This is a genomic window from Pseudomonas silensiensis, assembly GCF_050434865.1.
GTDB lineage: Bacteria > Pseudomonadota > Gammaproteobacteria > Pseudomonadales > Pseudomonadaceae > Aquipseudomonas > Aquipseudomonas fluorescens_W.
This window is the reverse complement of the sequence record NZ_JBNDJH010000028.1, coordinates 1-12,184: the sequence shown is the minus strand read 5'-3', so window position 1 is coordinate 12,184 and position 12,184 is coordinate 1. Positions and strand designations below refer to the sequence as shown.

General features: G+C 59.4%; 13 protein-coding genes. 5 read left to right on the top strand and 8 right to left on the bottom strand.

The window, feature by feature from the left end:
- Positions 1-147: 147 nt before the first annotated feature.
- Both QF010_RS28935 and QF010_RS28930 read left to right on the top strand, forming a co-directional pair.
- Positions 148-1,092: an alpha/beta hydrolase gene (locus tag QF010_RS28935; protein ID WP_429534448.1), complete on the top strand. Its 945-nt coding sequence runs from the start codon at positions 148-150 to the stop codon at positions 1,090-1,092.
- Between the two features lie 41 nt (positions 1,093-1,133).
- Positions 1,134-1,604, top strand: coding sequence for a MaoC family dehydratase (locus QF010_RS28930; RefSeq protein WP_033056810.1), 471 nt, complete (start codon positions 1,134-1,136; stop codon positions 1,602-1,604).
- Positions 1,605-1,838: 234 nt separating this feature from the next.
- Here QF010_RS28930 and QF010_RS28925 read toward each other — a convergent pair whose 3' ends face one another.
- From QF010_RS28925 to QF010_RS28910, 4 genes are all read right to left on the bottom strand, one after another.
- Entirely contained in the window at positions 1,839-2,708 is an 870-nt protein-coding gene (locus tag QF010_RS28925) for an efflux RND transporter periplasmic adaptor subunit (RefSeq protein WP_429534447.1), read from the bottom strand.
- A gap of 10 nt (positions 2,709-2,718) precedes the next feature.
- Entirely contained in the window at positions 2,719-2,925 is a 207-nt protein-coding gene (locus QF010_RS28920; RefSeq protein WP_008151119.1) for a DUF1656 domain-containing protein, read from the bottom strand.
- Positions 2,912-4,900, bottom strand: coding sequence for an FUSC family protein (locus tag QF010_RS28915; protein ID WP_429534446.1), 1,989 nt, complete (start codon positions 4,898-4,900; stop codon positions 2,912-2,914). The genes QF010_RS28920 and QF010_RS28915 overlap by 14 nt, the downstream gene beginning before the upstream one ends.
- Before the next feature lie 157 nt (positions 4,901-5,057).
- Complete coding sequence (locus QF010_RS28910) at positions 5,058-5,525, bottom strand: PA2169 family four-helix-bundle protein (protein WP_429510900.1); 468 nt, start codon at positions 5,523-5,525, stop codon at positions 5,058-5,060.
- A gap of 203 nt (positions 5,526-5,728) precedes the next feature.
- On the opposite strand from QF010_RS28910, the gene QF010_RS28905 reads away from it, so the two are divergent.
- Both QF010_RS28905 and QF010_RS28900 read left to right on the top strand, forming a co-directional pair.
- Positions 5,729-5,965: a DUF3820 family protein gene (locus QF010_RS28905; protein WP_007949456.1), complete on the top strand. Its 237-nt coding sequence runs from the start codon at positions 5,729-5,731 to the stop codon at positions 5,963-5,965.
- Between the two features lie 36 nt (positions 5,966-6,001).
- Positions 6,002-7,183 (top strand): aminotransferase class V-fold PLP-dependent enzyme, encoded by a 1,182-nt coding sequence (locus QF010_RS28900; RefSeq protein ID WP_429534445.1) that lies wholly within the window; start codon positions 6,002-6,004, stop codon positions 7,181-7,183.
- A gap of 2 nt (positions 7,184-7,185) precedes the next feature.
- On the opposite strand, the gene QF010_RS28895 is transcribed toward QF010_RS28900, so the two are convergent.
- The 4 genes from QF010_RS28895 to zwf all read right to left on the bottom strand — a co-directional run bounded on the left by QF010_RS28895 (position 7,186) and on the right by zwf (position 10,931).
- Positions 7,186-7,911 carry an intradiol ring-cleavage dioxygenase gene (locus QF010_RS28895; protein ID WP_033056815.1) on the bottom strand — a complete coding sequence of 242 codons (726 nt, stop codon included), beginning with the start codon at positions 7,909-7,911 and terminating at the stop codon, positions 7,186-7,188.
- Positions 7,912-8,078: 167 nt separating this feature from the next.
- Positions 8,079-8,744 carry a bifunctional 4-hydroxy-2-oxoglutarate aldolase/2-dehydro-3-deoxy-phosphogluconate aldolase gene (locus tag QF010_RS28890; protein ID WP_008151112.1) on the bottom strand — a complete coding sequence of 222 codons (666 nt, stop codon included), beginning with the start codon at positions 8,742-8,744 and terminating at the stop codon, positions 8,079-8,081.
- Between the two features lie 17 nt (positions 8,745-8,761).
- Positions 8,762-9,475, bottom strand: coding sequence for a 6-phosphogluconolactonase (pgl, locus tag QF010_RS28885; RefSeq protein ID WP_429534444.1), 714 nt, complete (start codon positions 9,473-9,475; stop codon positions 8,762-8,764).
- On the bottom strand, positions 9,462-10,931 hold the full coding sequence (gene zwf / locus QF010_RS28880) for a glucose-6-phosphate dehydrogenase (protein ID WP_033056817.1): 1,470 nt from the start codon (positions 10,929-10,931) through the stop codon (positions 9,462-9,464). Before zwf ends, pgl begins: the two co-directional genes overlap by 14 nt.
- A 243-nt stretch (positions 10,932-11,174) precedes the next feature.
- Between zwf and QF010_RS28875 the strand changes: the two genes are divergently transcribed.
- Positions 11,175-12,035 carry a MurR/RpiR family transcriptional regulator gene (locus QF010_RS28875; protein ID WP_177318169.1) on the top strand — a complete coding sequence of 287 codons (861 nt, stop codon included), beginning with the start codon at positions 11,175-11,177 and terminating at the stop codon, positions 12,033-12,035.
- The last annotated feature ends 149 nt before the right edge of the window (positions 12,036-12,184 follow it).

Genomic DNA, 12,184 nt, shown 5'->3' with positions numbered 1-12,184 from the left:
TGGCGAATCAGGCAAATATGCGCACGGTCGACATTGATCGTGTGAATCTTGCTGCCGTGGCGTGGCCTGATCAGACGGCACGCTTTGGATGCGCTATACAATGCAACGACGTCCATGCCACATGCAGCCCTATGCAAAGGAACCGCCATGATCCACGACACTTTCTGGCTGACCGCGAGCGACCGCAGCCGCCTCTTCGTCAACCAGTGGCTGCCCGCCGCGCCTTTAAAAGCAGTGATCCTGCTGGCGCACGGCATGGCGGAACACAGTGGCCGCTACGCGCGTCTGGCGGAAAAACTCTGTGATCAGGGCTACGGTGTGTATGCGCCGGACCTGCGTGGACATGGCAAAACTGCCGAAAACGGGACACTCGGCCATTTCGCCGACAATGACGGTTGGTGCAAGGTGGTCGGCGACCTGGCGAGCCTCAATCAGCACATCGGCCAACAACATCCGGGAGTGCCGATTGTGTTACTCGGTCACAGCATGGGCAGCTACATCGCCCAGGCCTATCTGCTGCACCACAGCGCCAGCCTGCACGGGGCCGTTCTAAGTGGGTCGAACTTCCAACCGGTGGCGCTCTATCGCGCGGCGCGGCAGATTGCGCGGCTGGAACGCTTGCGCCAGGGCCCGAAGGGTCGCAGCGCGCTGATCGAATGGCTGTCGTTCGGTTCGTTCAACAAGAAATTCAAACCGGTGCGCACGCGGTTCGACTGGCTCAGTCGCGATCCGGCGGAGGTCGACCTGTACGCCAACGACCCGCTCTGCGGCTTTCGCTGCACCAATCAGCTGTGGATCGATTTGCTCGGTGGGTTGCAGCAAATCAGCAAAGCGTCCAATCTCGCTCAGATTGATCCTGGCCTGCCGTTGTTGGTGATTGGCGGTGAATGTGATCCGGTGAGCGAAGGCGAGCGTCTGAAAGATCTGGCCCATGCGCTGCAAGCGGCCGGCAGCCGGAGCCTGCAACTGACTATTTACCCGCAGGCACGGCATGAACTGTTCAACGAGAGCAACCGCGATGAAGTGATCAATGACGTGTTGAGCTGGATCGCCCAGGCGCTGAGCCACCGTCGGCCACCCAGATCGGAATAGTTTTTTCTGAATTTATTTATTCGTGACAGGAATTGAAACAGATGACCCAGGTTACCAACACCCCTTACGAAGCCCTTGAAGTCGGCCAGACCGCCAGCTACAGCAAGACGGTCGAAGAGCGCGACATTCAGTTGTTCGCCGAGATGTCCGGCGACCACAACCCGGTGCACCTGGACGCTGAATTCGCCGCCGCTACCATGTTCAAGGAGCGCATTGCTCACGGCATGTTCAGCGGTGCGCTGATCAGCGCTGCCGTTGCCTGCGAGTTGCCTGGGCCGGGGACTATTTATATCGGTCAGCAAATGAGCTTTCAGAAGCCGGTGAAAATTGGCGACACGCTGACCGTGCGTCTGGAGATTCTCGAGAAGTTGCCGAAGTTTCGTGTGCGGATTGCCACTCGCGTGTTTAACCAGCGTGATGAGTTGGTCGTGGATGGCGAGGCGGAGATTCTGGCGCCGCGTAAGCAGCAGACGGTGACGTTGGCCAAGCTGCCGGCCATCAGCGTCGGCTGATTCGGGGAGGGGTGTCAGCTGAATCCACCCCTCACCCTAACCCTCCCGAAACGTCGGACCGCCCCAGAGGGGCGAGGGGACTGACCGAGGTGTTTGGACGAGCTACTGCGACCTGTAATTCCGAGTCGAACTCAGGCTCTGGAAACAACAGAGATCAGCTCCCTTTCCCCCTCTCCCCCGTGGGGAGAGGGCTGGGGTGAGGGGTGGTTCTTAAATCAGGCATCGGTCTAAAACTCACCGCGACCGCTCACCCTCCCCAACCTGCACACTCGCCGTCATCCCCGAACTCAGATTCATCCCTTCCGGCAACTGATCAATCTTGATCCGCACCGGAATCCGCTGCGCCAATCTCACCCAGTTAAACGTCGGCTCCACCTCCGCCAGTAACTGCCCATCCGGCGTGGTATTGCGATCGGTAATCCCGCGACTGATGCTTTCCACATGTCCCTGCAACGCCTCCCCCGCGCTCATCAACCAGACCTTCACCGGATCGCCAACACGAATCCGTGGCAGTTTGGTTTCCTCGAAATACGCCTGCACATAGAAAGTCGAATCGTCGATCAACGCCATCACCGATTGCCCGGCATTCACGTAGTTGCCTTCAGCCAGACGCAGGTTGGTGATGTGACCATTGCGTGGCGCATGAACCTGACTACGGGCGAGATTGAGTTCCGCCACCTTGGCTTCGGCCTGGGCTTCGCGCAGTTCGCCACGGGCGATGCCGGCGTTGATTTGCGCGTTTTCACGCAGCTCGGCACTGATGGCCTGCGGACCGAGCGCAGCACGGCGGCTGGCTTCATGTTCACGCAGATTGAGTTGCTGCTGACGGGTCTGCACCACCGCTTGAGCTTTCTCCAGCGCCGCTTCGAAACGGTCGCGATCAATGCTCAGCAATAAATCGCCGGCCTTGACCTGCTGGTTATCAAAAGCCTTGAGCTCACGCACCCAACCCGAGACATCTGGCGCGATCACCACCACGTCGGCGCGAATCCGCGCATCCCGGGTCCAAGGCGTGAGCATGTAGTACTGCCACAAATAGAAGCCGGCAAAAATCGCCGCCGCCACCAGGCACAAGGTCACCGCGACACGTATGGGTGTACGCATTTTCAACTCCTTATAAAGGTCCGAGGACGACGGTGATCAAGGTCAATACACAGACGTACAAGGCGCAATCAAACAATGCTTCGTGCCAGATCCAGCGGCCCACCGGTGTCAGGCGCAAGAGCATGCGCAAGGCTCCAGTGACGAGCAGCGCCAGCAACACATAAATCAGAAACGGACTGAGCAGCACGCCACCCACCGACCACTCACGCAAGCCCATGGCTTTGCTCCTGTTGACGGCACCAGGCGCGCCAGCTGCTTTGCAATTGCAGCACCGCGCCTTGGGCCAGTTTCACCGCATCGCTGGGGGGCAATGCGTATAAGGTCTTCAGAAAGTCTTCACTCGGCTGCGCCAACGCCTCGGCGCGACTGCCAGCCGGGCCTTGCTCGAGGATTTTTTGCAGCTGTTCGAGATAACGCCGCTGAGGCGCACTGACCGGTGCCTGTGCCACCGCCAGACTTAAACGCAAATGCAGCAGTTCGTCGCCGATATCCAGGCCGAGCAGGCCATCGTCCCAGCGACTGCGCGCCGGTTCCGGCAACTCGGGATAGTGTCGCGCCAATTGCAGCAAGCGGTCGGCCATGCGCCCGCCAAACCAGCTTTCGGCACCGCGCAGGTTGCGCCGGGTCAGGCGCACCAGATCGTCGAGGGTTGCCGCCAGCAAACGCCGGCCATGCCACGTCGGGTCGCGCAGGATCAACAAATGGAACGCTAGCACGGCGGCGCCAACACCGATCAGCATGGCCTGAGCGCTGTTGAAAAAGGTAGCGACATCAAACTTCATCGTGTTGAGCGGCGATACCAACACAATGAAGTGCAGACAAAACGAGGTGGCCGTGGCGCCGATCTGCGGTTTGGCCATGCCCAATGCACCGAGAAACAACGGCACGCCCATGCCCATGCACAGCAACGCAAAACCACTCCATTGCGGCAGCAGAATCTGTCCGACGAAAAACGCCGCGGGAATCGCCAACAGGATCCCGCGCAGGAAACTCATGCCGATTTGCGCACCGTTCTCGCGACTGGCGAACAGACTGCAAACCACACAGGTCAGCACCAACGCACCCGAAGCGGCAGGCCAGGCTGTCGCTAGCCAAAAGCACGAGACCACCAGAAAGGCCAGCGCACTGCGGGTACCGAACATCAGCGCCAATGACAGGTCGCGGTGCGGGGTCAGGGTTCTCGGTGGATCGACCGTTTCCTTGCCCTCCTCCACCGCTTTCAACGCCGCCGTCGCCGCCATGGCGGTATCGACCAGCAAGGTGAAACGGACCAGGCAATAGCTTTGTGCAGAACTGACGTGTGGACCGTGGGAGGCGTCGAGCAACCGCGGCCGCAAGACCTGGAGGGTGGCGGTATCGGAGCCGGCGAGCGCCTCTTGAACCTCGGTCATCCAGGGCAACAGTTGCTCGGCTTCCTGGGGTTCCAATTGCTTCCACTGACGGCGTACCGAACGGGCGATGCGCAGCAACATCAACAGCTTTTGGCTCAAGCCGCTGATCGCCCGCGCTCGTTGCCGCCCCAGGCTTCCTTCAAACCAGGCATGTTCGCGCTGGGCATCGACGGCGACGATTCTCCCGAGGATTTCCAGCAAGCCTTTACGCGCCTGACCATCACCGGCCAGGGTCGCACGCGCGGCGTTCATCCCGCTTTGCCACGCTGCTCGCGCCTGATCCGCCAGTTGCCGTTCGACCCGCATCGGCCAGAGCAGTGCACTGGCGGCGGTGGCGCAAAGAATGCCCAGGCAGATTTCCGTGCAGCGCGCCACGGCTTGATCGAACACCGTCAGCGGATGAGTAATGGCCGGCAGCGCGATGATCGCCACCGTATAACCCGCCAGCACGAATGAATAGGACCAGGCGCTGCGCAGCAAGGTCGAACTTGCCGTACACAACCCCAGCCACAACGCCAACGCCAACAAAAACAGCCAAGGCGTCTGGGCAAACAACCCCATGAACACCACGGACATGATCGTCCCGACCAGCGTCCCCAGCAATCGCGCCAAACCCTTCTGCACCACCATACCCGACAAGGGCTGGGCGACGATGAACGCCGTCATCAATGCCCATGCCGGTTGCTCCAGGCCCCAGCGCAATGCCAGCCACAGCGCCAGGCCGCCACCGATCAAGGTCTTGATTGCGAACTGTAAGGCGCGGCGGTCAGGCGCAAACAAAGCCTGCAGGGTGATAGGCACGTAATGGACTCTTGGAAAGACGATTTAACGATAGTCGGGATCGGTTCAGTCACTTGATAAACAAATTATTAGCTAGCTAACTAACATCCGTCCAGTGCTAATTCCCGGACACAAAAAAACGCCAGACTGGCTGGCGTTTTTGACAGACAACGAACGCTTACGAGCGTGCGCGAGCCTGGTTACGCAGGGCTTTTACCTGATCGTGATTGCGTTGCACGCCGTGGTACTGACGCTCAACCAGGTCACGAATGCCCACCAGGTTGTGTTTGTTGATTTTTTCCATGGCTTCTTTGTAAGCCTTCAGTGCATGGTCTTCACCCCGCTCGGCTTCGTTCAGCACGGCTTCTTCATCCTTGCCGGTGAACATCGCTTTCACGTCGACCCAGCGACGGTGCAGGTCAGCGCTGACACTGGTGGACGTTTCCGGATCGCCGCCTAGCGAACGCACCTGCGCTTGCAGTTCGGAAGCCGCAGTGGCGCAGTCCGCCGAGCGTTGCACGAACAGGGTTTTGAGTTCAGGGTGTTTGATGTCTTCAGCGCAAGTCTTGAACCCTTCCTGACCGTCTTTGCTGGTTTCAATCAGGTCGTTGAGTACAGAGATGGCTTCTTTATTCATGTCGGTCATTTTCAATTCCTCGCGGGTTGATGAAAGATGCAATAGGTATTGCACCCTGCATGCCAGCTTTGAATTGATAAATTATTTCTTATATTTCAATTGCTTATCGATCAACCCGAAATCTGTATCCGCTTTTTTTGCATGATCTGTCATTTGGCCTGCATGCAGAATGCCTGTATTTTCCAGACTGTTTGAATCAAGACGACTGATTGATGAACCCTGAAAAGCTCGAACTGTTGATTACCCGTGAAATGCCCTTCGGCAAATACAAGGGCCGGATCATTGCCGACCTCCCCGGCCAATACCTGAACTGGTTCGCCCGGGAAGGTTTCCCCCATGGTGAACTCGGCGGCTTGCTGGCCTTGATGCAGGAAATCGATCACAACGGCTTGTCGGAGCTGCTCGAACCGCTACGCGCCAAACATGGCAAACCCGCACCGCGCCATTGACCCGACATCCATACCTGGCCCCTGATTGAGTAGCCCATGCCCGATAACACCCGCCGTGCCCGTGATGAAGCCTTCTGGCGAACCTTTGCCGACCGATATGCGGTTGAACCCGGCCCGGTCAACCTCGAAAACGGGTACTTCGGGCGCATGTCGCGCACGGTGGTCGAGGAGTATCAGCGCAATATCGAGCTGATCAATCGCAGCAACTCGGTGCACGTGCGACAACGCTTCGAACAGGGCGAAAGCCTGAAGATTCGCAAACAGCTCGCCGATCTGGTGGGCGTACCCGCCGACACCGTCGCCCTCACCCGCAACGCTTCGGACGGTCTGCAATCGCTGATCCGCAACTACAACCGCCTGACACCGGGCGACCAGGTGCTGATATCTGATCTGGAATACGACACGGTCAAAGGGGCCATGCGCTGGCTGGCACGTCATCGCGGCGTCGAGGTGATCGAGATCGAACACGCGCACCCCGCCAGTTTCGACAGTTTGCTGACCACTTACCGCGAAGCTTTCGTGCGTTATCCGCGACTCAAACTGATGGCCCTGACCCACGTCACCCATCGCTCCGGGTTGGTGATGCCGGTGCAGGCCATTGCCGCAGCCGCCAGGGAACATGGCATCGACGTGATCCTCGACGGCGCCCATGCGTTCGGCCAACTCGAGTTCAATCTCGATAAACTGGGCATCGCCTTTGCTGGCTACACCCTGCACAAATGGATCGGTGCACCGCTGACGCTGGGCTTCATGTACATCGCCCCCGACCGCCTGGCGGACATCGATCCGGACATGGGCGAGATGCATTTCCCGGCTACCGATATTCGCGCCCGCACGCCATACAGCACGCCCAACATTCCGGCGCTGCTGACCCTGCCGCTGGTGTTCGAGGAACATCAGGCCATGGGCGGTTCCGCCGCCAAGGGCGCTCGGCTCAATTACCTGCGCAACCGCTGGGTGAGCGCGGTACGCGAGTTGCCGGGGATCGAAGTCATGACCCCGGACGACCCGCGACTGTATTGCGGCATCACCTCGATGCGCTTTACCCGGCATGCCGATCAACAGGTGATGGTCGAGCGGCTGCTCAAGGACTACAACCTGTTTACCGTGGCGCGCAGTGGTGCCGCGAGTGGTCCGTGCATTCGCATCACCCCGGGGCTTACCACCACCGGTGCAGACATGGATCTACTGGTCCGGGCGTTGACCGAACTGCGCTGACGTCACACGGTGTATTTGTCGAAGTCCTCGGGCTTGATCTGCGTCGATACCGCGAAGGTGTCGATGCCGATGGTCGTGTGCCCGAAGTAGCCGTCTTTATTCGAATCTCGACTCAGGGTGTGAACGGTCAGCGTCGAGGCTTCGCCGCCCATGTTTTCATAGAAAAAGTCTTGTTCGTTGGTCCGCGGCGAAACGGCTCGGCCGCGGTACTCCCTGGCGTTGAGTACCGAGCGCGAGGCCACCTCGGGAAAGTAGAGCTGACCGACCCAGGCAACATGTCGCTCTTCCAGGTAGTTGTTGCCTTCCATAATGCGTACCACGACGTGAATGTGCAGGGCACGGCCGGCATAGAACCCCGGATAGATCGTGGTAAATCGCACGATGCCGTTTTTGTCCGTGAACTGCCCGCCTCGCAGGTAAGTGTCGTCGTCGGTGCGCGGGATCGAGCCTATGTCGCCGACGTCGACTTCCTTGTCCGGATTGACCTTGGTCCAGCCCGAATACGCCCCGCGTGCATTGCAATGCCAGATATCTACCAGGGCGTCTGTCACCGGCTGCCCCGTCATGGCATCGACGATCGTCAGCCTCAGCACCAAGGGGATGCCATCCATGCCTTCGCTGATGTTTCGTCTGATCAATTTCGGATTTCGGAAATAAGGCCCGGCGATCTGTTCAGGTGAAAGCAGGTAAACCGCTGGTGAGGGTGAAACCGCAGTGTTGTCGTCCATGACGTTCTCTCTTCCATAAGATGAACGCAGGTTAGGGCGGGACGAAAACCGATGTGCGGTAATTATTTATCGCATTGCACGGTTTTCACCGGGCAAAAAAAAACGGTGCACCGACCAAGCGCACCGTAAAGCCGTAGAACACACAACGAAGTGTTTGGTAAAGCCGATCAGTCCAGCAGCGCCAGAGCCTCGGCGGTGCATTCCTGAATGCGGGCCCAGTCGCCGTTCTTGATCCACTCGGGATCAAGCATCCAGCTACCGCCCACGCACATCACGTTTTTCAACGCCATGTAGCTCTTGATGTTGGCCGGGCTGACGCCGCCAGTCGGGCAGAATTTCACTTCGCCGAACGGGCCGCCCAGGGCCTTGATGGCCGCGACACCGCCGCTGACTTCCGCCGGGAACAGCTTGAAGCGGCGATAACCCAGGCCATAGCCTTCCATGATGCCGGAGGCGTTGCTGATGCCCGGCAACAGCGGAATCGGGCTGTTGACGCTGGCTTCCAGCAGGTCACGGGTGATGCCCGGCGTGACGATGAACTGCGAACCGGCCGCTTCGGCAGCCGCCAGCATGTTGCGATCCAGCACAGTACCGGCACCGGTCACCAGTTCCGGGCGTTGCTCGCGCAGAATCTGGATAGCCTTGAGGCCGAACTGTGAACGCAGGGTCACTTCCAGGGCTGTCAGGCCACCGGCCGCGAGGGCGTCGGCCAGCGGCAGGATGTCCTGCTCGCGAGCGATGGTAATCACCGGCAGGATCCGCGCCTTGGCGCAGAGGCTGTCGATCAGGGCAACTTTGTCCGCCATGGAAACGGTCGGGGATGGGGTTGTCATAGCGGCTGTTCCTTGGCTCATGGGCACCAGTAAATCTCTAACGTAGGTTGCAGAAACGCGCGAATCGGCATGGCGGCGACATCATCACCGGCCAATGCGGCACTCAGGGTGGTCAGCTTGGACTGACCGGAAATCGATAGAACGGTGGTCTTGGCCGAGGCCAGCAGCGCGCGGCTCATGGTCAGGCGCTGATGCGGCACGGTCGGCGCCAGCATCGGGTAGCAACGACGTGTGCCGTCGGCTTTCAAGGCATCGCTCAGGTTCGGGCTGTTGGGGAACAGCGAAGCGGTGTGACCGTCGTCGCCCATGCCGAGTATCAGCACGTCGATCGGCGGCAACTCGGCGAGCAAACGGTCCGCCTGCTCGGCTGCCAGCTCAAGGTTCGCGGTAGCGCTGTACAGGCTCAGAAACTGAGCCTTGGCCGCTGGGCCTTGCAACAAATAGCGCTTGAGCAGACCGGCATTGCTGTCGGCGTGTTCAACCGGTACCCAGCGCTCGTCGGCCAGGGTCACCACGACTTTTGACCAGTCCAGCGTCTGCTTGGCCAGGTGCTGGAAAAATGCCACCGGGCTACGGCCGCCTGAAACTACCAGCGTCGCAGCGCCCGAGGCATCGATCGCCTCGCTCAGTTGTTTTGCCACATTCAGCGCCAAGCCTTCGGCCAGCAGCACCGGGCTTTTGAACGCATGGGCGCTGACGCCCTGAGGCAATTGCAAATTAGATATCGCCATACCACGACCTCCCATCCCGCGTGATCAGAGCAATGGAGCTCATCGGCCCCCAGGACCCGGCCGCGTAAGGCTTGGGCGCATCACCGGATTTTTTCCACCCGGCGATCAACTGGTCACACCACTTCCACGCGGCTTCGATTTCATCTTTACGGACAAACAGGTTCTGATTGCCGCGCATCACTTCCAGCAACAACCGCTCGTAGGCATCGGGAATCCGCGCGCTACGCCAGGTGTCGGAAAAATTCAGCTGCAACGGACCGCTGCGCAGCTGCATGCCCTTGTCCAGGCCTTGTTCTTTGGTCATCACGCGCAAGGAAATGCCTTCGTCCGGTTGCAGGCGGATAATCAGCTTGTTGCTGATTTGCAGGCGCTGCTCGGGAGCGAAGATGTAGTGGGACGGTTCCTTGAAGTGGATGACGATCTGCGACAGCTTCTGCGGCATGCGCTTGCCGGTACGTAGGTAAAACGGCACACCGGCCCAACGCCAGTTGCGGATATCGGCACGCAGCGCAACGAAGGTTTCGGTGTCGCTCTGGGTGTTGGAGTTCGGCTCTTCCAGGTAACCGGGAACCGATTTGCCTTCGCTGTAACCGGCAATGTATTGACCGCGCACCACCTGAGTGGTAAGGCCTTCCGGGCTGATCGGCGCCAGCGCCTTGAGCACTTTGACTTTCTCGTCACGGATGCTGTCAGCAGACAGGTCGGCCGGCGGGTCCATGGCGATCAGGCAGAGCAGTTGCAGGAGGTGATTCTGGATCATGTCCCGCAGCTGGCCGGCCTTGTCGAAGTAACCCCAGCGGCCTTCGATCCCGACTTTCTCAGCCACGGTGATTTCCACGTGGGAGATATAATTCTGGTTCCACTGGGTTTCGAACAGGCTGTTGGCGAAACGCAGGGCGATCAGGTTCTGGACGGTTTCTTTGCCCAGGTAGTGGTCGATGCGGTAGGTGCGGTTCTCCGGGAAGAACTGCGCCACGGCGTCGTTCACCTTGCGCGAGGATTCCAGGTCCGAACCAATGGGTTTTTCCAGCACCACGCGGGTGTTTTCAGTCAGGCCGACCTTCGACAGGTTCTCGCAGATCGCGCCGTAAACGGCGGCCGGTGTCGCGAAGTAGGCAATCACTCGCTGGGCGCTGCCGGCCATTTCGGCCAGGGCGACGTAATCGTCAGCCTTGAGGAAGTCGACGTGCAGGTAACTCAGGCGGGCCAGAAAGCGTTCGACCACGGCTTCGTCCAGCTCTTTGGCGACGACGTAGCGGCGCAGCTCGGAGGCGATGAACGCCAAATGCTCTTGCTCGCTGCCAGGCTCACGGGCCAGCGCGATAATTCGCGTGTCCTCGTGCAAGAGGCCTGCGCCATCGAGCTGATAAAGGGCAGGAAACAGCTTGCGCAGGGCCAGATCGCCAAGGGCGCCGAACAAGGCAAAGGTGCACGGTTCAACCGTAATCGAAGGCATGATGTTTGTTCTTTTATCAAGTTAAGCTACAAATACCTTTTTTCAAGGCATCACTCAAGGGAAAATGTAGTAATAACCACAACATTTTCGCAAAATACAGATTCCGAGTGGTGGACGGTCGGAGCCATCAGTAGGATAGGCCACCGTTTGGGGCCGCATCAAAGGCCCAATTTGCATAGCAACACGCTTGTTTGCATTGCAGATGCACTCTTGTAGGCGAACCAAGGAAACCATATGGACCGCGTGCGAAATTTACTGGAACAGATCCAGAATCGCCTTGAAGACCTGAACAAGGCAGAACGCAAAGTCGCCGAGGTGATCCTGCTCAACCCACAGCAGGCCACCCGGTTCAGCATCGCCGCCCTCGCCCAGGCCTCAAAGGTCAGCGAGCCGACGGTCAACCGTTTCTGCCGTTCGTTCGGCGTCAGCGGCTACCCGGAACTCAAGCTTCAATTGGCGCAGAGCCTGGCCAGCGGCGCGGCGTATGTCAGCCGTGCGGTCGAGGCCGACGACAATCCCGAGGCGTACACCAAGAAGATTTTCGGCAGCGCCATCGCTTCGCTGGACAGTGCCTTGCAGGCGCTGGACCCGAACCTGATCAGCCGCGCCGTCGACCTGCTGATCCAGGCCCGGCAGATCCACTTCTTCGGCCTCGGCGCCTCGGCCCCGGTGGCGCTGGATGCGCAGCACAAGTTCTTCCGCTTCAACCTGGCGGTCACCGCCCATGCCGACGTGCTGATGCAGCGCATGATTGCCTCGGTGGCACACACCGGCGAGTTGTTCGTGATCATTTCCTACACCGGGCGTACCCGCGAACTGGTGGAAGTGGCGCGTATTGCCCGGGAAAACGGTGCTTCGGTGCTGGGTCTGACCGCCGAAGGTTCGCCGCTGGCCAAGGCCAGTACGTTGAGCCTGAACATTCCGCTGCCGGAAGACACCGACATCTATATGCCGATGACGTCGCGGATCATTCAGCTGACCGTGCTGGACGTGCTCGCCACTGGCATGACCTTGCGCCGAGGCGTGGACTTCCAGCCGCATTTGCGCAAGATCAAGGAAAGCTTGAATGCCAGTCGGTATCCGATTGGGGATGAGTTTAATTAAAAAGATCGCAGCCTCGCTTCGCTCGACAGCTCCTACAAGGGATCGTGTAAACCTGTAATTGAATGGACTCGCCCAAGCCGAGGCGTCTGTGCGCCACGGTGGCATTCTTATAGAAGCCAACGACAGCGAGGGCGAGGCCATGAAAAAGC

What these genes read in the sequence shown, in the direction of transcription:
- QF010_RS28920 (WP_008151119.1), bottom strand. Translation starts at nt 2,925, where the DNA reads ATGGGCTTGCGTGAGTGGTCGGTGGGTGGCGTGCTGCTCAGTCCGTTT.
- QF010_RS28890 (WP_008151112.1), bottom strand. Translation starts at nt 8,744, where the DNA reads ATGACAACCCCATCCCCGACCGTTTCCATGGCGGACAAAGTTGCCCTG.
- QF010_RS28905 (WP_007949456.1), top strand. Translation starts at nt 5,729, where the DNA reads ATGAACCCTGAAAAGCTCGAACTGTTGATTACCCGTGAAATGCCCTTC.
- QF010_RS28925 (WP_429534447.1), bottom strand. Translation starts at nt 2,708, where the DNA reads ATGCGTACACCCATACGTGTCGCGGTGACCTTGTGCCTGGTGGCGGCG.
- QF010_RS28910 (WP_429510900.1), bottom strand. Translation starts at nt 5,525, where the DNA reads ATGACCGACATGAATAAAGAAGCCATCTCTGTACTCAACGACCTGATT.
- QF010_RS28935 (WP_429534448.1), top strand. Translation starts at nt 148, where the DNA reads ATGATCCACGACACTTTCTGGCTGACCGCGAGCGACCGCAGCCGCCTC.
- QF010_RS28930 (WP_033056810.1), top strand. Translation starts at nt 1,134, where the DNA reads ATGACCCAGGTTACCAACACCCCTTACGAAGCCCTTGAAGTCGGCCAG.
- QF010_RS28900 (WP_429534445.1), top strand. Translation starts at nt 6,002, where the DNA reads ATGCCCGATAACACCCGCCGTGCCCGTGATGAAGCCTTCTGGCGAACC.
- QF010_RS28895 (WP_033056815.1), bottom strand. Translation starts at nt 7,911, where the DNA reads ATGGACGACAACACTGCGGTTTCACCCTCACCAGCGGTTTACCTGCTT.
- zwf (WP_033056817.1), bottom strand. Translation starts at nt 10,931, where the DNA reads ATGCCTTCGATTACGGTTGAACCGTGCACCTTTGCCTTGTTCGGCGCC.
- pgl (WP_429534444.1), bottom strand. Translation starts at nt 9,475, where the DNA reads ATGGCGATATCTAATTTGCAATTGCCTCAGGGCGTCAGCGCCCATGCG.